We start from the raw sequence: 17,107 nt of genomic DNA on the forward strand, positions 1-17,107 counted from the left end.
TGCATGTCCAGGCGCTTGAGGAATGTGGGCGGCAAGCCCTCAAGGTGAAGAACATGCTCGACTTCGGGGACGCGTTCGTGGCTCCCGGCAGCAAGGCGCCGCAGGGTGACACCGAGTCCGGCATCTTCGGGGATCTCGAGGGCGCGACCGACCTGGCCGCCAAGGTCGACGCGGTCTGGAATGCGGTCAGGGCCGAGCTCGGCCGGGGACGCAGCCGCTTGGAGGACGTCGAGCGCGCGCTCGACGAGGTCGCCGCCAACTTCCGCGGCGCCGAAGGGGCCTCAGGCGCATGAGCATCGTGCAGACCCTGGCGAACCTGAAGAAGAAGGTCGACGGCGACCCGCAGGCGATCAGGACCATCGCCTCCAACCTGCGGACGATGGGCGACCATGTCTCCACCTCGACGAACCGGCTCGTCAGGCACGTCGGCGACGTCGGCAAGGCGTGGCAGGGCGCCTCGGCCCGCGAATTCGCCACCTACATGAACGCCTACCCCAAGGCCGGCCAGGACCTGAAGGGCGCCCTCGACGCCTGTGCCACCGCCCTCGACACCGCCGCCACCAAGCTGGAGAGCGCGTACACCACGGTCAACGGACTGCACCAGGCCGCGAGCTCGGCAGAGAGCTCCTACAAGCAGCAGCACAGCGACGCCACGCAGACCGACATCGACAACCACGTCAAGGAGCGGCTCGGCGACCCCGTCACCACCGCCAACGAAGCCGTCACCACGGCGACGACGGCCCTGACCACCGCCAAGAGCGCCCTTGGCGCACAGCTCGGCGATGACGACGAGTTCGGCTTCTTCAAGGGCATTCGCCAGCCCGGCGGTGAGGACTTCCTGCCCGGGGACAACAAGGTCGACTGGCAGAAGGTCGCGGGCTACAGCCCCACCGTGCTCGCCTCGGCGAACGGCCCCGACGGCTCGCCGAACCCCGGGGACGGCGGAGGCGGTGGGGGCGGCGGCGGAGGTGGCGGAGGCGGGGGCGGCGCCGGCGCGCCGTCGTCGTTCGGCAACGCCCCGGCTCCCAAGGCCCAGGTCGCCGACTGGATCAAGCAGGCGCTCACGATCATCAAGTCGCCCGAGATGGCCGAGATCATGCGCAAGCGCGGACTGGACGTCAGCGACCTGGACCCGAACGACCCCAAGGACATCCAGCGCATCTGGACGATCATCTACCACGAGTCCGGCGGCAACCCCAACGCGATCAACAACTGGGACATCAACGCCAAGAACGGCGTCCCGTCCCAGGGCCTGATGCAGACCATCCCGCCCACCTTCAACGCGCACGCCCTGCCCGGCTACGACAAGATCCGGGAGCCGGTGGACAACATCATCGCCGGCGTCCTGTACACCTACAGCCGCTACGGCGACCTCGGCGGCCACCCCGGCATCTCCTCCCTGGAACGCGGCGGCGGTTACAGGCCCTACTGAGCCGGGGAAACACCCGGTTACGGCAATGTGAAAAATGATCAGACATTGCCCTTCACCTGGACGAACGCCGATTTGTACGACATTCCCCGGTGATACAAAGATCGGGTGTCGACCGATCCTCCGTTCACCAGCGCGAGCCCGTCTCCGACGGGCGGCGCCTCGCCGAGCCCCTCGACGCTTTCTCCCAGCACGACACCGACGAGCACGCCGCCGACCAGCGGGTCGCCGTCGCCCACGGCGCCTCCTTCGACGACGTCGCCTTCCCCGAGCACGTCGCCTTCCCCGAGCACGTCGTCCCCCACGCCGAGCCCGTCGCTGGTAAGCCCGTGCCCGCACACCCCCCAGTGCCCGCCGCCCGTCTGCCTGCCGCCGTCGCTGCGGCCCTCGGCGAGCTCCAGCCCCGGCAACCCCGCCGGCAACCCCAAAGAGTCCGGCGGCTCCGGTGACAAGTCGAACCTGCCCGGCTACGAGAGCCAGGCCGGCTCCATCGACAAGTTCGCCGGGTCCATGAGCGGCGCGGCCCAGGGCGTGGGCCTGGTCAAGGAGGTGACCCCCCGCTTCGAGGGCTGGAACCTGGTACCCCTCGCCGGCGTGCCCCTCGTCGGCCGGATGTTCGTCGGCCGCTACAACGGCATCTCCGACACCTGGCGTGACAGCGCGGGCATCCTGCGCACCGTGCTCGACAACGACAGCCAGAAGGTCACCAGAGCGGCGCAGAACTACCGGAACGCCGAACGTCCCGGCTGAAAGAACTGAGAAGGATCCGGATGTCCACTCCCTCGAACCAGCCGCCGAAGCTGATCATCCCCGGCCAGGCGACCACGCCCCCGTCCGGCGGGCAGCTTCATCTGGCCAACGCCCACGGCACCGTCACGAAGACCATCCCGGTGTCACCCGCCGCCGCCACCCGTACCGACCCCGGGTTCTTCAAGCGCGTGATCGTCCAGCTGAACCCGCTGCGACAGACCGCCAGGTCGGCGATGTTGATGTCCGGGCTCGGCGTGGCCGCGCTCTCCTTGGACGTGGCGGCCACGCTCAACGTGGGCAACCCGTTCCTGTTCTACGACCGGCGCGAAACCTGGAAGGAGATGTCGGGTTCGCTGGAGGGCAACCGGTCGAATCTGTGGCGCGGCTACTTCGACAACGTCTCGCCGAACTGGAAGGGGCATGCCTCCGAGATGCTCCAGCAGTACATCCGGTTCAACGTCAACGGCCTGTTCAGCCAGCTCGGCAAGATCAGCGACGAGATGAGCGGCAGCATGCACACCCAGTTCAAGGAGGTGGCCGAGTACGACGTATCGGTCCTCGGCCTGTACGCCTCCCAGGTGCCGATCCTCAGAGCCCTGGCGAGCATGAGTGCGCACCCCGTCGGACGGGCCGCCCTGATGGCCAACGTCGGCATCTTCGCGGGCGGGCTCGGAAATCTCCTCAAGCAGTTCGCCGACATCTACATCACCAACGAAGGCGAGCTGAACAAGCTGGAGCTGAAGCTCAACGACCTGAGGGGCGCCTTCTACAACTCCGGCAAGCCGGAGCTGGGAGCGCGCGACCTGAATCTCTCGGGCGGCATCGAGAACAACGACATCTGGGTCCCGGCGACGGAGCAGGAATGAAAGAGATCAACGCTTTCGCCGAGGGCGGGGAGGGCGACGTCGGCCGCCTGGTGCGCGAGATCAACGAGTGGACCGGCACGCTGACCAGGACGCTGAACGACCTGGCCCACGAGCAACTGGACGGTACCGACGAGCGCGGCGTCGTACGCGCCCGGATCTCCGGCGCAGGCCGCCTGCTCGGGCTCACCATCGACTCGCGCGGGCTGCGCGACCTCGATCACGTGCAGCTGGCCGAAGCCGTCAAGGAGGCGATCGGCGCCGCCCACGGAACGATGGGAGATCGGCTGACGGAGCTGACCGCCGGCCTGGTCGACCCGCGGTGGACCACCCCGGACGGCGGGGACCCCCTGGCGTCCCACATCCAGCGCGTGTTGCGGGAGGGATGAGCCGTGCAGGAGATGGACGAGCTGATGGCGCGCCTGGATCAGATCGCGTCGGCGGCCAGGAGGGCCGAGGAGAAGGCGGCCGAGTGGAGCGCGCGCCAGTTCGTGGGCCGCGCCGACGAGGGCCGCATCGTGGCCACGACCGACGCGCTCGGCACCCTCATCGGGCTGGAGATCAGCCCGATGAGCAGGAAACGGCTGGACGCCCGCCGCCTCGCCGACGAGATCCTGGCCGCCGTCACCAAGGCGGAGGACGCCGCCGCTGCCGCCAAGGACGAGCTGATGGGCGGCCTGCGTCCCTGACCCCGACATGGAAAACCCCCTCCGGGCCCGTCCCGGAGGGGGTTTTCATGTCGGTCAGCCGCAGTTGGCCCAGTCCGCGGTGGTGCCGCTGGCGCCGACGCTGCCGGCGAACTTCACGCACTTGCCCTTGGCGGGGAGCTTGACCGGCCCGGCGTAGTACTCGAAGTTGCCGCTCGCGGTCCTGCTGCCGCCGCCCTGGACCTCGAGCGTGACGCTCACGTTGGTCGCCTTGCCGATGTCCACGGTCTTCATGGTGACCACGCAGTTCTCACCGGTGGCGGTGTTGTACAGCTGGAAGGTCTCGCCGCCGGCGAAGGCCTTCGAGCGCTGCACGTAGAAGCCCGGACCGCAGGCCTGGACCGGCGAGTGCGGGTTACTCGTCGGCTGCGTGGCGGTCGGCTTGGGGGTCGGCTTGGGGGTCGGCGTCACCGTCCGGGTCGGGGTCGGCTTCGCCGTCTGAGTGGGCTTCGCCGTCTGAGTCGGGGTCGGCTTCGCCGTCTGGGTCGGGGTGGGCTTCGCCGTCGGGGTCGGCTTCTGCTCCGGGCGCTCGGTCGCCGTCGGTGACGGGCTCGGCGTCGCGGTCGGCGTCGCGGTCGGCGTCACGGTCGGCGTCACGGTCGGCGTCACGGTCGGCGTCACGGTCGGCGTCACGGTCGGCGTCACGGTCGGCGTCACGGTCGGCGTGGGTTCCGCCGTCGGGGTGGGGGACTGCGGGGGGGTCGGGGTCTCCTTCGGCTTGGTCTCCTTGGGCGTCGCCGTCACGGTCACCGTGGGCTGGGCCGTCGTGGGCTGCGCGGTCGGCTGGGCGACCGGCTGGGTGTTGAGCGGCACCGGCGTCGGCACGGTGCTGAGCTCAGGCGGCGTGGGCGACTGCGACGTCCAGTCGGTCGGCAGCACCATCGGGCCCACGTCGTCCGGGTCGGCGCTCGGCGTGTTCGCCCACGGCACGGTGACCTCGGGCTGGCTCTGCTCCGGCTGGGGCTGGCCCGGCTGCGTGACCCCGTTCTCCGCCCCGTTGCCTCCTGGGGCGGCGTCGGTCGCCGGGATCTCGGCCGCGGCCACCTGCTCGAAGCGCTGCGTCCCCGCGTACTGGTTGGCGCCCCACAACCCCGCGGCCGACAGCAGTGCCAGCGCGCCCACCGCGGCTGCCAGCCCCATCGGGAACCGGCGAGGCGCGCGGGCGGGCACCGTCTGCCCGTGGAGTGGCGCCTGCCGCGCCTGCTCGCGCGGCGGCTCCCACATGGGGCCGGAGGGCGGCAGCGGCACGCCCTCCATCGGCGGCACGCCGTGCATTCCCTGGCCGGGCCCCTGGGCGCCTTCCGGCACCGCCGGCGGCCCCCACGTCGGCTGCGGCGGCATGGGCTGCCCCACTGCCGTCGGCGGGCCCTCGACCGGCATCCCGGCCATGGGGACGCCCTCGACCGGCGGCACACCCTGCACGGGAACGCCCTCGATCGGCGCGCCCGGCTGAGGAGGCAGCTTATGCGTCATGACGCCGGCGGCCGCGCCCCTCTTGTCCCCGAGGAGTTGCAGCAGCGCCATGTACGTGGTCGGGCGCGGCGTGACGTCCTTGGCCAGCGCCGAGAGCACCACCCGGCGCAGCGGCTCGCCCAGGTTACCCACCTCGGGCTGCCCGTTCAGCACCGCCTCTTCGTCCTGGCCGAACGGCGGCTTGCCGGTCGCGGCGAACACCACCGTCGCGGCCCAGGAGAACACGTCGGCGTACGGACCGTACGCCAGCCCTCTGAGCTGCTCGGGCGAGCGGTAACCCATCTCGCCGGCGGGCTCGCCCAGATCGATGTCCGTCACCCGGGGACCGTCGGGACCGATGATCACGTTGTGCGGGGTCAGCCCGCGGTGCGTGATGCCGGCCAGGTGCACCGCGGTCAGCGCGGTCAGCACGCCCACCGCCACCCGTTCGAGCGCGTCGGCGTCGAGCGGGCCGTCCTCGGCCACGACCTCGGCCAGGCTCCGTCCCTCGACGTGCTCGCGCACCACGTAGGGCCGGTCGCCGTGCCTGCCGGCCTCCAGCGTTCTGGCGACGTATGAACTGGATACGCGCTGCACTCCGGTGAGCCGAGCGACGTCGTCGGTGCCCGCCTCCGGTGCCGAAGGCAACAGCTTGATCACTCGTAATGGCGCGTCGTCGGACTCCTTGCCGAGGTAGGCCGCGCCCCGCGGCCCATCGGTCAACCGTCCTGATATGACGTACGCGCCCAGCTTCTCGGGATCACCCGGCCGCAGGGGGTGCATCTCCATCCCTTCAGTCAAAGCACGATCTCAAAGGGACATTCAACCAAATCCGCCACTTTTACATCACCAGTTTCACTGGTGAATTGACAATTCATTCGCCGGACACGTTCAGGTAGGCCTCCCCGCACGCCAGCCCCTCCGCCGTCCCAGCGGAACGAGCAGCGCGAGCCCGCCCGCGACCATGAGCGCCATCAGCGCGCCGGCGCCCACCGCCATGGAGATGCCCACGGCGGTCTCGTCACGGGGCGGGACCTTGGCGATGGCGCCGGCCGGGATCGCGGAAGGGGGCGGCTCGGCCACCACGGGCGCGTTGCCGCGTTCGTAGGGCAGCACGGCTGTGAGCGCGAGCACCGGGTTCACCATGCCCGTCCCGGTGCCTGTGCCGGCCGTGCCGTCGGCGGTGGCGATGATGCGGCGGCGTACCTGCTCCTGGGTGAGCTGGGGGAAGCGGGCCCGGACCAGCGCGGCGGTGCCCGCCACGTACGGCGAGGCGAAGCTGGTGCCCTCCAGGCCGCGCATGTAGCCGCGGCCCGGCCAGGGGGCGGTGATGTCGATGCCGGGGCCGAGCACGCCGACCGGGGTGGTGGCGTTGGAGGAGTCGGCGCGGCGGCCGTCGGGCATGGCCCCGCCCACGGCGAGCACGCCCTCGTACGCGGCGGGATAGGCGGGCACGTCCTCGTCGTCCGGGCCGGTGACGTTCCCCGCGGCGGCGACCACGACGATGTCCTTGTCCAGCGCCCGCTGGACGGCGGCCCGCAGTTGGGGGTGGTCGGAGGCGCGAACCGAGATGTTGATCACCTCGGCCTTCGCCGCGACCGCGTCGTCGATGGAGCTGATCAGCTTGTTGATGTCGCCCTCGGTCTTGTTGCTCTGCTTGACCATCACGAGCTTGGCGTCGGGCGCGACGCCGTGAAAGGGGACGCCGGCCACGAAGCGGGCGCCGATGATGCCCGAGACGGCCGTGCCGTGGCCCACGCAGTCGCGGTGGCCGGTGTGCGTCTCGTCGATGATCTTGGAGATCTGGACCTGCGGGTGGTAGTCGGCGCCGCTGTCGACCACCGCGATCGTCACTCCCGCGCCCCTGGTCAGCCGCCAGGCGTTCTTGATGTCGAGTCGTTTCTGCGCCCACGGCTCGCTGGCCGGCAACTTCAGCGTGCCCTTCTTCGGATTGCAGTCCTCGGGCGCGGCCGCCGCGGGTGCCGCGGCGATGTGCAGAGCGAGCAGGCTCGCCATGAGGGCTCGACCAATCATGGCGGGAAAGCGTAGCCTGCCCGGTTTAACAGGCAGAAGCCCCGACACGACGGCCAGGGCCTCTGTCCGTTGCTCATTGCGTGGCGGACTCGATGTTCTGCCGGTAGGTGCCGATGACTCGCGAGGCCTCCTGGAGCTCCTCGGTCATCCGCTGGAAGGCCGTGCGGTAGTTCTGCCAGGCCTGCTGGAAACGCTGGGCGCCAGGACCCGTCCACGCCGTGCCGACCTTGGCGGCCTCGCGGTCGAGCGCGGTCATCGTGGTGCGGACCGCCTCGGACTGCTGCGTGAACTGGCTGGCCATCTGCTGCATCTCCGCGGGGTCGCCGCCGAGCATACTGTGGCTCATGCATACCTCCTGGACCGTGTGAAAGCGCCATCACCTTAAAGGGGCCCCACCTGCCGCCGTCTGGGTTATGCCGAGCGGCTATGGTCTTCCAGAGGAAGATTCGGATTCGACGGGAGCTGTCCGGCCATGCGCGAGGTTGTGGTGACCGGCGGCGGCACCGGGATCGGATACGCGATCGCGGCGGCGTTCGCCGCCCAGGGCGACCACGTCACGATCACCGGCCGCCGCGAGCACGTGCTGAAGGAGGCCGCCGAACGCCTCGGGGCGGCGTACGCGGCCTTCAACGCCGCCAGCCCGGTCGCCGTCAAGGAAGCGCTCGACAGCCTGCCCGCGCGGGTGGACGTGCTGGTCAACAACGCCGGCGGCAACACCAACCTGGACCGCAGGCAGTCGGACGACCTGATGGACGTGGCCGAGTCCTGGTGGGCCAACCTCAACGCCAACCTGATGTCCGCCGTGCTCATGACGACCGCGCTGGCGCCGCGCATGAGCGAGGGCGGCCGGATCGTCTCACTCGGCTCGATCGCCGCCCGGGGCACCGGCTCCGGCTCGTACGGCGCCGCCAAGGCCGCCGTCGAGTCCTGGACCGCCGACCTGGCCGCCGAGCTGGGCCCCCGGGACATCACCGCGAACGTCGTCTCCCCCGGCCTGGTCCTGGACACCGAGTTCTTCCGCGGCCGCCTCACGGCGGAGGGCGTCAGGGCCCGCGTGGAGAACACGCGTAACGGCCGCCCTGGCACCCCGTCTGACGTGGCCGATACCGTTCTGTTCCTGGCTTCCGCGGGAGCGGGGCACGTCACCGGGCAGGTGCTTCACGTGAACGGCGGCGCCTACCTGGGCCGCTGAACTCTTCGAGGAAGGACGAACGTCGGTGCGCAAGGTTCTGATCGCCAACCGCGGCGAGATCGCCGTACGGGTGGCCAGGGCATGCAAGGACGCCGGGATCGTCAGCGTGGCCGTCTACGCCGACCAGGACCTCGACGCCCTGCACGCCAGGGTGGCCGACGAGGCGTACGCGCTGGGCGGGCTGTCCCCCGCCGAGACCTACCTCGACATCGCCAAGCTGCTCGACGTGGCCGCCCGCTCCGGCGCCGACGCCGTGCATCCCGGATACGGCTTCCTGGCCGAGAACGCCGCCTTCGCCCAGGCCGTCATCGACGCGGGCCTCATCTGGATCGGCCCGCCGCCGGCCGCGATCGCCGCGCTCGGCGACAAGGTGCGGGCCAGGCACATCGCGCAGAAGGTCGGCGCGCCGCTGGTCGCGGGCACCAAGGACCCGGTGTCGGGGGTCGACGAGGTGGTGGCGTTCGCGGAGGAGCACGGGCTGCCGATCGCGATCAAGGCGGCGTACGGCGGCGGCGGGCGCGGCATCAAGGTGGCCCGCCGGCTGGAGGAGGTCGCCGAGCTGTACGAGTCGGCGGTGCGTGAGGCGGTCGCCGCCTTCGGGCGCGGCGAGTGCTTCGTCGAGCGCTACCTGGACCGGCCTCGCCACGTCGAGACCCAGTGCCTGGCCGACCGCGCCGGCAACGTGGTCGTGGTCAGCACCCGCGACTGCTCGCTCCAGCGCCGCCACCAGAAGCTCGTCGAGGAGGCGCCGGCGCCGTTCCTGACGGAGGAGCAGGTCGCGATCCTCTACTCCAGCTCCAAGGCCATCCTGAAGGAGGCCGGGTACGTCGGGGCGGGGACGTGCGAGTTCCTCGTCGGCCAGGACGGCACGGTCTCCTTCCTCGAGGTCAACACGCGTCTGCAGGTCGAGCACCCGGTCACCGAGGAGGTCTCGGGCATCGACCTGGTGCGCGAGATGTTCAGGATCGCCGACGGCGAGCCGCTGGGCTACGACGACCCGGCACTGCGCGGGCACTCGTTCGAGTTCCGGATCAACGCCGAGGACGCCGGCCGGAACTTCCTGCCCGCGCCCGGGACGCTGACGGTCATGCGCGCGCCCTCCGGGCCGGGGGTGCGGCTCGACGCGGGCTACGAGGCCGGGATGACGGTGCCGGGGACGTTCGACTCGCTCGTGGCCAAGCTGATCGTGACCGGGCGGACCCGGGAGGAGGCGCTGGAGCGGTCGCGGCGGGCGCTGGCGGAGTTCGAGATCTCCGGGATGCCGACCGTGCTGCCGTTCCACCGGGCGGCCGTCGACGACCCGGCCTTCGCGTCGGCGCCGTTCTCCGTGCACACGCGGTGGATCGAGACCGAGTGGGACAACACGATCGCGCCGTACGCGGGGGACGTGGCCTCGGACGAGGCACCGGCCGCCCGGGAGACCGTGATCGTCGAGGTCGGTGGCAAGCGCCTGGAGGTGGTCCTGCCCGCCGGTCTGGGGACGTCCACCGGCACAACCGCCGCGAGCAAGGCCCCCGGCAAGCGTGGCGGCGGCAAGGCGAAGAAGGCGTCGGCCGGCGGGGACTCGCTGGTGAGCCCGATGCAGGGGACGATCGTCAAGGTCGTGGCCGCGGACGGGGACACGGTGAGCGAGGGCGACACGGTCGTGGTGCTGGAGGCCATGAAGATGGAGCAGCCGCTGACCGCGCACAAGCCGGGCACGATCACGGGGCTCACGGCGGCGATCGGCCAGACGGTGACGTCAGGGGCGGTCATCTGCGAGATCAAAGACACCTGAGCCCCTGACTTGACCTTGACTTTGCGTCAATGACTCCAGTCATGGAATCCACGGCCCCAGGATCTTCGTCCGGGGTGTGCGCTTGCGGGCTTCCCGGCGGGTAACGTGCGCAGTGAGGAACTTTGCCGACCGCCCGTTCGTCCTCATGGGCGAAGGAGGCTTGCTGCCAATGACCCATTCGCTGCGCCGAGCAGGGGCCGCGATCGCGGCTCTGATCGCCGGTCTAATCGTCGTTCTTGCGCTGTCCCCTGCCGCCAACGCGGCGGCTCCCCCTGACGCTCAGTCGGTGGTGTCCAACTGGAAGAAGGATCCGCTGTACGTGGTGTCCGGCTCGTCTCTGACGTCGGACCAGCAGAGTGAGATCAATGACGCGCTGAAGGGGGCCGACAGCAAGATCTACGCTGTGGCACTCCCTGACGGCACGGTGGACAACTCCAGCATTGAGTCGTACATGACCTCTCTCAACACCGCGCTGGTCGCCGCGGGCCGCACCCGCGCCACCGTCGCCGTGCTCGACGGCCCGACGCTGTTCGCCGCTTCGAGCGCCATCCGCCAGTCCGGACTGGCAGGTGAGCTGGCCAACCGCGCCGTCACCGCCAACTCGGACGTCGTGGACGGCATGAAGGACTTCGTCAACCGCGTCGACTCCGCCGTCGCGGGCAAGACGCGCACGGCGCTCGACACCGGCAGCCAGGCCAACCCGGGCGCCGGCGGCACCGCCGCGCTGATCGGCCTGGGCGTGCTGGCGCTGGCCGGCGGTGGCGGCTACTTCCTCTACTCCAGCAACAAGAAGAAGAAGCGCGCCATCCAGGAGGCCAAGGACCTGGCCGCGGTCAAGCAGACCGTGGACGAGGACGTCACCAAGCTGGGCGAGGAGATCACCGCAGTCGACGCGGACGTGACGCTCTCCGGTGAGGGCGGCAAGCACATCGACGAGTGGCAGACGGCGCTCGACTCGTACGAGAAGGCCAAGACCCAGTTGGCCACCATCGAGCGTGTCGACCAGGTCCGCGAGGTCACCCAGACCCTCGAGGACGGCCGCTACGCGCTCGCCGTGGTGAAGGCCAAGGTCAACAACGAGCCGGTTCCCGAGCGGCGGGCACCCTGCTTCTTCAACCCGCAGCACGGCCCGTCGGCGCGCGACGTACGCTGGGCCCCGCCCGGCGGCGCGGTCCGCGACGTGCCGGCCTGCCGGATGGACGCCGAGGCCGTGGAGCGCGGCTTCGACCCGCAGATGCGCGAGGTCATGGTCGACGGCCAGCGCCGGCCCTACTACGACGCGGGCCCGGCCTACCAGCCGTACGCCTACGGCTACTACGGCGGCTTCGGCGACATCATGACCGGCATGTTCATCGGCACCATGATGGGCAGCATGCTGGGCGGCGGCTGGGGCATGGGCGGCTACGGCGCCGGCTATGCCGAGGGCGCCGCTGACGCGGGCGCCGGCGACTTCGGCGGCGGCGGAGACGGCGGCGGCTGGGGCGACTTCGGCGGCGGCGGAGACTTCGGCGGCGGAGACTTCGGCGGCGACTGGTAACCAGCATTCAGAAGCGCTCTCCCGGGGCCCACAAGCTTGGGCCTCCGCGGGGGGCGCTTCGCGCTTTCATGGGGCTCCGGGCTTGCATAGACGATTGCAAGCACCAGGACCTGGTTCTCGCGTTCGTACCGGGGCTTGCTCATCGGTAGCTGCGGGCTCGTATCGTCGTAAGCATGAGTGATCATGTCCGACTGCTGTGCCTGCGCCACGCCGAGTCGGAGAACGTCACGGCCGGGGCCGCCGGGGCGCTGCCCCTCGCGGAGCTGACCCCGGCAGGCCGGGTTCAGGCGGCCGAGGTCGCACGGCTCCTCCGGCTCGAGGGGATCACCCGCCTGTACGCCAGCACCGCCGTCCGGGCCAGGCAAACGGCCGAGATCATCGCGGGCCCACTGGGCGTCGGCATCACACCCATGCACGACCTCGTCGAGATGGGCATCGGCAGTCTGGAGGGCGCCACCGATCCGGCGACTCGAAACCGTACTGCCGAGGTTCTCCGCTCCTGGGTCGTGGACGGACGGCTGGGCGAGGCGGTGGCCGACGGTGAGGACGGGTACGCGGTCACCGCACGGATCGTCACCGCCCTCACCTCGATCGTGACCAAGCGCCCCGGCGAGACGGTCGCCGTCGTCGGGCACGTCGGGAGCCTCACCACCGGGCTCAGCACGCTCTGCGGGCTGGGCGGGCGGGTGTGGGGAGCGCCTCTCCCGCATGCGGTCCCATTCCCAGTCGAGTGGGACGGGCGCTCATGGCGGTGCCCGTCCTGGCCGGGCGCCACCTAAGATCCCGTGAAATGACCTATCTCGCCCAGGGTTCCCGTGTCGCCATCCGCCGTCTCTCCCGCGGCGATCGAGCGGAGTTCCTGGCCTTGCACAGGGAGAGCGCGGACTTGCTCGGTCCCTGGATGCCGGGCAGGCCGATCATCACCCCGGAAGCCTTCGACGCCTACGTCGCGCGCTTCGACGAGCAGGTCCACGAGGGCTTCGTCATCTGCCACAGCGACACCGGCGCGATCGCCGGCCGGGCCAACATCAACAACATCATCCGGGGCACCCACCAGACGGGAACGCTCGGCTACTGCGCCTTCGCGTCCACAACCGGCCGCGGATACATGACCGAGGGACTCCGGCTGCTCGTCCGGTACGCCTTCGACGAGCTGGAACTGCACCGCCTGGAGGCCAACATCCAGCCGGCGAACACCCCCTCCCTGAACCTGATCAAGCGCGTCGGCTTCCGGCGCGAGGGCTACTCGCCCGGCTTCCAGTTCATCGACGGCGCATGGCGAGACCACGAGCGCTGGGCCATCACCGCCGAAATGGCCGGACCGGGTGACGCATCGGGCCGGTGAACTGAGTGACGTGACGGCGAACTGTCGGTGGCACGTGGCAGCATCGGCCGCATGACCTTCGCACCGCCACCGGAGACCGCCGCCTGGCGGCACCTCGACTCCCGCGCGGGCTTCGAAGTGGCTTACTTCCGCCCGCTGGGCGACGGGCATCGCGTCGAGGGCTGCACGACGGCCGTCGAGGAGGGCCTGACCTGGATCGTGGACTACGCCATCGACGTGGACGCGGGCTGGATCACGAGACGCGCCGAGATCACGGGACGGTCCGCGGCCCGATCCCGGCACACCATCCTGGAGAGCGACGGGGAGGGCCGCTGGCGGGTCGACGGCGTGCCGGCCCCGCACATCGACGGCTGCTTCGACGTCGACCTGGAGTCGTCGGCGATGACCAACACGTTCCCCGTGCACCGGATGCGCCTGACCGTGGACGCCGGCTCCGAGGCCCCAGCCGCCTACGTCCGCGCCCTGGACCTGGTCGTCGAGCGCCTCGAGCAGCACTACGTCCGGGTCCCCGACGAGGGCCCCGTGCGGCGTGCGATCGCCGGGCTACGCCCGGACGGCTCATGCCAGCGCTACCACTACGAATCGCCGTCCGCCGACTTCGCCTGCCGCCTCGTCTTCGACGCGTCGGGCCTGGTCCTGGACTACCCGGAGATCGCCGTCCGCGCCAGGTGAGCGCCGGTCACTTGTCCACCGGCAGGAGCGTCCCGAGCGGGCCGAGGTCGAGGTTGAGGTCCGCCGGCGTCAGGTCGAAGCGTTCACACAGGTCGGCCATCGCCTCTTCGAGGCGCATCAGCGTCACCCCGAGCGCCTCGACCTGCTCGTCGGTCAGGTCCCCGCGGTCCATGCGGCGTACGCACTGGCGTTCCACGAGCTGGCGGACGAGCTCCACGATGGTGAGCACCAGACGGGACAGGTCGCGCTCGATCGTCTCCGAGTCGGCGGCGATGCGCCAGGGAGCCCTTTCCACGCTCACACGCTCCCTTCGAGCTCGTCCACCGACACGATCAGCGTCCGCAGCGAGATGCGCACCAGGTCGATGTCGGCGATGGACAGGACGAGGTCGCCGGTCAGGACGATGCCGCCGGCCAGCAGCCGGTCGAGCAGATCCACGAGGGACACACGCTCGGCCGGCAGCAGCGCGCGGGTCGCCACGTCCCGCGTCACCGGGTCTCCATCACCGTGAACGAGTACGGCGCCCACGGGCCGGTCAGCGTCACCTCGACGCCGTCCCCGCCGAGCGACCCCGCCATGGCGGCGAACTCCTCGTCGCGGTCCTCGTCCACCAGGTAGGCGCCGTTGAGCAGCATCCAGTCCGTGCGGCCCGACAGGCGCGGGTCCTGGGGGCGGTGGCGGCGGCTGGCGACGGCGACGGTGGCCAGGGCGGCGTGGATGTGCTCGGCCCGGGCGAACGCCTTCCGCCGGATCTCCTCCCTGCCGCGCAGACCGGCCCGGCGGCGGCGCAAGTAGGAGGTGCCGGGCTTCTCCGGCTGCTCCTCCTCCTCGTGGCCGTCCGCGGGTGCGGAGGGATCCGCGTACACCTTGACGCCCCACTCCCTGCGCCCCGTGACCTGGGAGAGCACCTCCAGGAAGTCGCCGGCGCGGCGGTCGAGCAGGTCGCGCACCTGGTCGTCGCCGTCGTACACGGTGACGAGGCGGACCGGGGCCGTCGGCGTGGCGGCCGCCACGGCGTCCACGACGCGGTGATGCGCCTGGGCCGTCTCGGCCAGCCAGTCCATGTCCTCCAGGGAGCGGCGCAGCGGCTCCTCGCCGAACACCTCCAGCGGCACGGAGCTCACGTACGCGACCAGCCCGGCGCGGGCGACGGTGCGCACAGGCCCCTCCGCCACGCCGGCCGGGCAGCCGGACACCTCGTCGCGGGCGACCGCGTACAGGTAGGTCCCGCGGTCACTCATCGGCGGGCCCCTCGACGGCGGCGAGCCGGCGGCGCAGCCGGCGGTTCTCCTCGACCAGCTCGCGGTCCCTGCCCGACAGGAAGGGATCGTGCTTCCACCAGTCGATGCCCAGCTCCCTGGCGGTGTCCACCGACGCGATCAGCAGCCGCAACTTGATCGTCAACAGCTCGATGTCCAGCAGGTTCACCCGGATGTCGCCGGCGATCACGATCCCCCTGTCGAGCACCCGCTCCAGGATGTCGCCGAGGTTGGCCGGCTCGCGGCCGGCCGGAGGGCCGTACGGGCGGGCCACGGCGGCGCCGCCGCCTGTGCTGCTTATCCTGTCCATCTCACGAGGCCTCACCGTAGTCGCCGCTGGCCCGCCTATAGCGTCTCAGCCTCCGATATGACAGCAAACCGCCCTCCTCATCGAGCTCTACCTGATACAACCCGAGGACGTCGCCGGAGGAGGGGATGCGACGGTCCTCGACCACCTCTACGGTGACCAGCCACTTGCCCTCCGCGCGCTGGACCGCCGTGACGCCCTCGGTCTCCTTGGTGGTCAGTTCGGCGATGTAGCGCAATCCCACCTCGCCCGCGGTGGCCGCGGTCAGCTCGCGTGACTTCTTCTTCTCGTCGATGGCCGACATGGATCACCTTCCTGTCAGTCTCTGGAGGACGCGCCGCACTGCCTGGTCGTGTTCCTCCTCAGTGAGCTCCCCGGCCTCTCTGGCCGCGTCGAGCTCTTCCAAAGCCCGCCGGATCGCGGCGGGGTTGCGGGTCTCCCGCTCCACCTGCTCCTGGATCAGCTCGGCGAGGCGGATGACGCCGCGAACCGGCGCGAGTGGCAGCGTCGCGAGCGAACCGAGCAGGCCCACTCGTCACACCCCTTCCGCGTCCGCCTGCGCGGTGACGAAGTCGTACGGCGCCAGCGGCCCGAGCAGGCGCAGCTCGACCCGACCCGCCCACTGCTCGCCGAACTCGCTCAGCGCGCGCTCCAGCGCCTCCTGGTCGCTGGTCTTGACCAGGAATGCCACGTTGACCGCGTCCAGCTCATGCGTCGGCTCTCGAATGACGCCCTCCGCGTAGAGCCCGGACAGGGCGTCGCAGAGCAGCTCCGTGTCCACGGCGCGCTTGGCCTCGATCGAGGCCGCGATGATCTCGCCGAGCCTGATGCGCTCGTTCCTGGTCGCGTCCTCGGACGTGCCGCGGATGACCTCCCGCAGGGTCGCCGCCTCCCCGTTCTCGGCGAGGATCTCCTCCATCACGGCCAGCTCGGCGTAGCGGCCCTTGACGATGTATTCGGCCTGCCCCTTGAGATCCCGCAGCGCCTCGAGGAACTCGTCGTGGTGCGGCTCCAGCAGCTCGGCCACGACCGCGTCGGTGTTGGCCACCACCGAGCCGAAGCGGAACGGAAGCACGGGCCCCTTGGCGGCGACGACGTCGAGCAGCCGCTCGTGGGCCATGAAGTCCCCGGGCTGGCCGAGCGGCTGGTCCACGTCGACGTCGCTGACGAGCGCGGCGATCTCACCGTGGCGCACCATGTGCACCTTGCCGGCCGGATCGCCCAGCCCGCGCTCGTCGGGCGGCATCTCGAGGTCAGCCGGCACGATGCCGTAGACGTACGACGCCAGGGTCTGGCCCTGACGCGTGGCCTGCTTGGGCACGGAGGCCCCGGAAACCTTGGTCGATCGTCCCATGTCGCTACTTTTCCTCTCGCCTGACACGAGTCGACTTCTCGCGCCTCTCTGCGACCTGGTCGGCGAAGTCGCTCAGCTTCTCGTCGGCCGCCTCGAGCACGCCCTGGATCACCTGTTGGGTCGTGTCCACGCTGGGCTGGCCCTTGGCCTGCTGGATGACCTCGGGCAGGCCCTTCTCGGACCTGGCCATGTCCAGCCGGTTCGCGGCCTCCGCGAAGCGCAGGTAGGTATCGACACTGGCCACGACGACGCGCGCGTCGATCGTCAGAATCTCGATGCCGACGAGCGATACCCTGACGTAGGCGTCGATCACGAGCCCTCGGTCGAGGATCGTGTCGATGACGTCGGCCAGCCCCGTCGAGGACGGACGCCCCATCGCGCTGGTCGCCGCCGGTTGCACTGACGTTGGCATACCTTTCCCCTCTCGCC

At 70.6% G+C, this 17,107-nt stretch carries 23 protein-coding genes and 1 pseudogene; 12 read left to right on the top strand and 12 right to left on the bottom strand.

Annotated elements, in window-relative coordinates; all coding sequences use genetic code 11:
* Positions 1-53 precede the first annotated feature (53 nt).
* Together ACIBX3_RS04190 and ACIBX3_RS04195 are read left to right on the top strand one after the other, a co-directional pair.
* Complete coding sequence (locus tag ACIBX3_RS04190; RefSeq protein WP_397112887.1) at positions 54-293, top strand: hypothetical protein; 240 nt, start codon at positions 54-56, stop codon at positions 291-293.
* Positions 290-1,432 (top strand): transglycosylase SLT domain-containing protein, encoded by a 1,143-nt coding sequence (locus ACIBX3_RS04195; protein ID WP_397112888.1) that lies wholly within the window; start codon positions 290-292, stop codon positions 1,430-1,432. Before ACIBX3_RS04190 ends, ACIBX3_RS04195 begins: the two co-directional genes overlap by 4 nt.
* A gap of 38 nt (positions 1,433-1,470) precedes the next feature.
* On the opposite strand, the gene ACIBX3_RS04200 is transcribed toward ACIBX3_RS04195, so the two are convergent.
* Positions 1,471-1,851, bottom strand: a complete 381-nt coding sequence (locus ACIBX3_RS04200) for a hypothetical protein (protein WP_397112890.1) — start codon at positions 1,849-1,851, stop codon at positions 1,471-1,473.
* Positions 1,852-1,939: 88 nt separating this feature from the next.
* On the opposite strand from ACIBX3_RS04200, the gene ACIBX3_RS04205 reads away from it, so the two are divergent.
* Genes ACIBX3_RS04205 through ACIBX3_RS04220 form a run of 4 tightly spaced genes read left to right on the top strand, consistent with a single transcriptional unit; the run spans position 1,940 to position 3,731 of the window.
* Entirely contained in the window at positions 1,940-2,179 is a 240-nt protein-coding gene (locus tag ACIBX3_RS04205; RefSeq protein WP_397112891.1) for a hypothetical protein, read from the top strand.
* A gap of 20 nt (positions 2,180-2,199) precedes the next feature.
* Complete coding sequence (locus ACIBX3_RS04210) at positions 2,200-3,045, top strand: hypothetical protein (RefSeq protein ID WP_397112893.1); 846 nt, start codon at positions 2,200-2,202, stop codon at positions 3,043-3,045.
* The gene (locus ACIBX3_RS04215; RefSeq protein ID WP_397112894.1) at positions 3,042-3,431 is read left to right on the top strand and encodes a YbaB/EbfC family nucleoid-associated protein; all 390 of its coding nucleotides are present in this window, start codon (positions 3,042-3,044) and stop codon (positions 3,429-3,431) included. The genes ACIBX3_RS04210 and ACIBX3_RS04215 overlap by 4 nt, the downstream gene beginning before the upstream one ends.
* 12 nt (positions 3,432-3,443) lie before the next feature.
* Positions 3,444-3,731 (top strand): YbaB/EbfC family nucleoid-associated protein, encoded by a 288-nt coding sequence (locus ACIBX3_RS04220; RefSeq protein ID WP_397113391.1) that lies wholly within the window; start codon positions 3,444-3,446, stop codon positions 3,729-3,731.
* Between the two features lie 54 nt (positions 3,732-3,785).
* Here ACIBX3_RS04220 and ACIBX3_RS04225 read toward each other — a convergent pair whose 3' ends face one another.
* From ACIBX3_RS04225 to ACIBX3_RS04235, 3 genes are all read right to left on the bottom strand, one after another.
* Positions 3,786-5,990 (bottom strand): serine/threonine protein kinase, encoded by a 2,205-nt coding sequence (locus ACIBX3_RS04225; protein ID WP_397112896.1) that lies wholly within the window; start codon positions 5,988-5,990, stop codon positions 3,786-3,788.
* Positions 5,991-6,092: 102 nt separating this feature from the next.
* Positions 6,093-7,235 carry a S8 family serine peptidase gene (locus ACIBX3_RS04230; RefSeq protein ID WP_397112897.1) on the bottom strand — a complete coding sequence of 381 codons (1,143 nt, stop codon included), beginning with the start codon at positions 7,233-7,235 and terminating at the stop codon, positions 6,093-6,095.
* A gap of 73 nt (positions 7,236-7,308) precedes the next feature.
* Positions 7,309-7,581 carry a WXG100 family type VII secretion target gene (locus ACIBX3_RS04235; RefSeq protein ID WP_397112899.1) on the bottom strand — a complete coding sequence of 91 codons (273 nt, stop codon included), beginning with the start codon at positions 7,579-7,581 and terminating at the stop codon, positions 7,309-7,311.
* A gap of 126 nt (positions 7,582-7,707) precedes the next feature.
* Between ACIBX3_RS04235 and ACIBX3_RS04240 the strand changes: the two genes are divergently transcribed.
* The 6 genes from ACIBX3_RS04240 (at position 7,708) to ACIBX3_RS04265 (ending at position 13,758) form a co-directional block, all read left to right on the top strand.
* A complete protein-coding gene (locus tag ACIBX3_RS04240) occupies positions 7,708-8,427 on the top strand; it encodes an SDR family NAD(P)-dependent oxidoreductase (RefSeq protein WP_397112901.1) in 720 nt (239 codons plus the stop codon).
* 25 nt (positions 8,428-8,452) lie between these two features.
* Complete coding sequence (locus ACIBX3_RS04245; protein ID WP_397112903.1) at positions 8,453-10,204, top strand: acetyl/propionyl/methylcrotonyl-CoA carboxylase subunit alpha; 1,752 nt, start codon at positions 8,453-8,455, stop codon at positions 10,202-10,204.
* A 169-nt stretch (positions 10,205-10,373) separates the two neighbouring features.
* On the top strand, positions 10,374-11,741 hold the full coding sequence (locus ACIBX3_RS04250) for a hypothetical protein (protein ID WP_397112905.1): 1,368 nt from the start codon (positions 10,374-10,376) through the stop codon (positions 11,739-11,741).
* Between the two features lie 173 nt (positions 11,742-11,914).
* Positions 11,915-12,520 (top strand): histidine phosphatase family protein, encoded by a 606-nt coding sequence (locus ACIBX3_RS04255; protein WP_397112907.1) that lies wholly within the window; start codon positions 11,915-11,917, stop codon positions 12,518-12,520.
* Positions 12,521-12,531: 11 nt separating this feature from the next.
* Positions 12,532-13,086, top strand: a complete 555-nt coding sequence (locus ACIBX3_RS04260; RefSeq protein ID WP_397112909.1) for a GNAT family N-acetyltransferase — start codon at positions 12,532-12,534, stop codon at positions 13,084-13,086.
* A gap of 51 nt (positions 13,087-13,137) precedes the next feature.
* Positions 13,138-13,758, top strand: coding sequence for a putative glycolipid-binding domain-containing protein (locus ACIBX3_RS04265; RefSeq protein ID WP_397112911.1), 621 nt, complete (start codon positions 13,138-13,140; stop codon positions 13,756-13,758).
* Positions 13,759-13,765: 7 nt separating this feature from the next.
* Here the strand turns inward: ACIBX3_RS04265 and ACIBX3_RS04270 are convergent, their stop codons facing one another.
* The 8 genes and pseudogenes from ACIBX3_RS04270 to gvpJ (ACIBX3_RS04305) form a co-directional block, all read right to left on the bottom strand.
* A complete protein-coding gene (locus ACIBX3_RS04270; protein ID WP_397112913.1) occupies positions 13,766-14,053 on the bottom strand; it encodes a gas vesicle protein K in 288 nt (95 codons plus the stop codon).
* Between the two features lie 2 nt (positions 14,054-14,055).
* Positions 14,056-14,250, bottom strand: coding sequence for a gas vesicle protein (locus ACIBX3_RS04275; RefSeq protein ID WP_397112914.1), 195 nt, complete (start codon positions 14,248-14,250; stop codon positions 14,056-14,058).
* On the bottom strand, positions 14,247-14,999 hold the full coding sequence (locus ACIBX3_RS04280) for a GvpL/GvpF family gas vesicle protein (protein WP_397112916.1): 753 nt from the start codon (positions 14,997-14,999) through the stop codon (positions 14,247-14,249). Before ACIBX3_RS04280 ends, ACIBX3_RS04275 begins: the two co-directional genes overlap by 4 nt.
* Positions 14,992-15,327, bottom strand: a complete 336-nt coding sequence (gene gvpJ / locus ACIBX3_RS04285; RefSeq protein WP_397112918.1) for a gas vesicle protein GvpJ — start codon at positions 15,325-15,327, stop codon at positions 14,992-14,994. The genes ACIBX3_RS04280 and gvpJ (ACIBX3_RS04285) overlap by 8 nt, the downstream gene beginning before the upstream one ends.
* 1 nt (position 15,328) lies before the next feature.
* On the bottom strand, positions 15,329-15,628 hold the full coding sequence (gene gvpO, locus ACIBX3_RS04290; RefSeq protein ID WP_397112920.1) for a gas vesicle protein GvpO: 300 nt from the start codon (positions 15,626-15,628) through the stop codon (positions 15,329-15,331).
* Positions 15,629-15,631: 3 nt separating this feature from the next.
* Positions 15,632-15,856, bottom strand: a complete 225-nt coding sequence (locus ACIBX3_RS04295) for a gas vesicle protein GvpG (protein ID WP_397112922.1) — start codon at positions 15,854-15,856, stop codon at positions 15,632-15,634.
* A 3-nt stretch (positions 15,857-15,859) separates the two neighbouring features.
* Positions 15,860-16,678: a GvpL/GvpF family gas vesicle protein gene (locus tag ACIBX3_RS04300; protein ID WP_397112923.1), complete on the bottom strand. Its 819-nt coding sequence runs from the start codon at positions 16,676-16,678 to the stop codon at positions 15,860-15,862.
* A 205-nt stretch (positions 16,679-16,883) separates the two neighbouring features.
* Positions 16,884-17,054: pseudogene (gene gvpJ, locus ACIBX3_RS04305) on the bottom strand (gas vesicle protein GvpJ); the annotation flags it as partial.
* Between the last annotated feature and the right edge of the window lie 53 nt (positions 17,055-17,107).

It is taken from the genome of Nonomuraea sp. NPDC049480, assembly GCF_044465905.1.
GTDB lineage: Bacteria > Actinomycetota > Actinomycetes > Streptosporangiales > Streptosporangiaceae > Nonomuraea.

What these genes read in the sequence shown, in the direction of transcription:
- ACIBX3_RS04190 (WP_397112887.1), top strand. Translation starts at nt 54, where the DNA reads ATGCTCGACTTCGGGGACGCGTTCGTGGCTCCCGGCAGCAAGGCGCCG.
- ACIBX3_RS04225 (WP_397112896.1), bottom strand. Translation starts at nt 5,990, where the DNA reads ATGGAGATGCACCCCCTGCGGCCGGGTGATCCCGAGAAGCTGGGCGCG.
- ACIBX3_RS04280 (WP_397112916.1), bottom strand. Translation starts at nt 14,999, where the DNA reads ATGAGTGACCGCGGGACCTACCTGTACGCGGTCGCCCGCGACGAGGTG.
- gvpJ (WP_397112918.1), bottom strand. Translation starts at nt 15,327, where the DNA reads ATGGACAGGATAAGCAGCACAGGCGGCGGCGCCGCCGTGGCCCGCCCG.
- ACIBX3_RS04220 (WP_397113391.1), top strand. Translation starts at nt 3,444, where the DNA reads ATGGACGAGCTGATGGCGCGCCTGGATCAGATCGCGTCGGCGGCCAGG.
- ACIBX3_RS04235 (WP_397112899.1), bottom strand. Translation starts at nt 7,581, where the DNA reads ATGAGCCACAGTATGCTCGGCGGCGACCCCGCGGAGATGCAGCAGATG.
- ACIBX3_RS04250 (WP_397112905.1), top strand. Translation starts at nt 10,374, where the DNA reads ATGACCCATTCGCTGCGCCGAGCAGGGGCCGCGATCGCGGCTCTGATC.
- ACIBX3_RS04260 (WP_397112909.1), top strand. Translation starts at nt 12,532, where the DNA reads ATGACCTATCTCGCCCAGGGTTCCCGTGTCGCCATCCGCCGTCTCTCC.
- gvpO (WP_397112920.1), bottom strand. Translation starts at nt 15,628, where the DNA reads ATGTCGGCCATCGACGAGAAGAAGAAGTCACGCGAGCTGACCGCGGCC.
- ACIBX3_RS04195 (WP_397112888.1), top strand. Translation starts at nt 290, where the DNA reads ATGAGCATCGTGCAGACCCTGGCGAACCTGAAGAAGAAGGTCGACGGC.
- ACIBX3_RS04215 (WP_397112894.1), top strand. Translation starts at nt 3,042, where the DNA reads ATGAAAGAGATCAACGCTTTCGCCGAGGGCGGGGAGGGCGACGTCGGC.
- ACIBX3_RS04210 (WP_397112893.1), top strand. Translation starts at nt 2,200, where the DNA reads ATGTCCACTCCCTCGAACCAGCCGCCGAAGCTGATCATCCCCGGCCAG.
- ACIBX3_RS04255 (WP_397112907.1), top strand. Translation starts at nt 11,915, where the DNA reads ATGAGTGATCATGTCCGACTGCTGTGCCTGCGCCACGCCGAGTCGGAG.
- ACIBX3_RS04240 (WP_397112901.1), top strand. Translation starts at nt 7,708, where the DNA reads ATGCGCGAGGTTGTGGTGACCGGCGGCGGCACCGGGATCGGATACGCG.
- ACIBX3_RS04265 (WP_397112911.1), top strand. Translation starts at nt 13,138, where the DNA reads ATGACCTTCGCACCGCCACCGGAGACCGCCGCCTGGCGGCACCTCGAC.
- ACIBX3_RS04205 (WP_397112891.1), top strand. Translation starts at nt 1,940, where the DNA reads ATGAGCGGCGCGGCCCAGGGCGTGGGCCTGGTCAAGGAGGTGACCCCC.
- ACIBX3_RS04230 (WP_397112897.1), bottom strand. Translation starts at nt 7,235, where the DNA reads ATGATTGGTCGAGCCCTCATGGCGAGCCTGCTCGCTCTGCACATCGCC.
- ACIBX3_RS04300 (WP_397112923.1), bottom strand. Translation starts at nt 16,678, where the DNA reads ATGGGACGATCGACCAAGGTTTCCGGGGCCTCCGTGCCCAAGCAGGCC.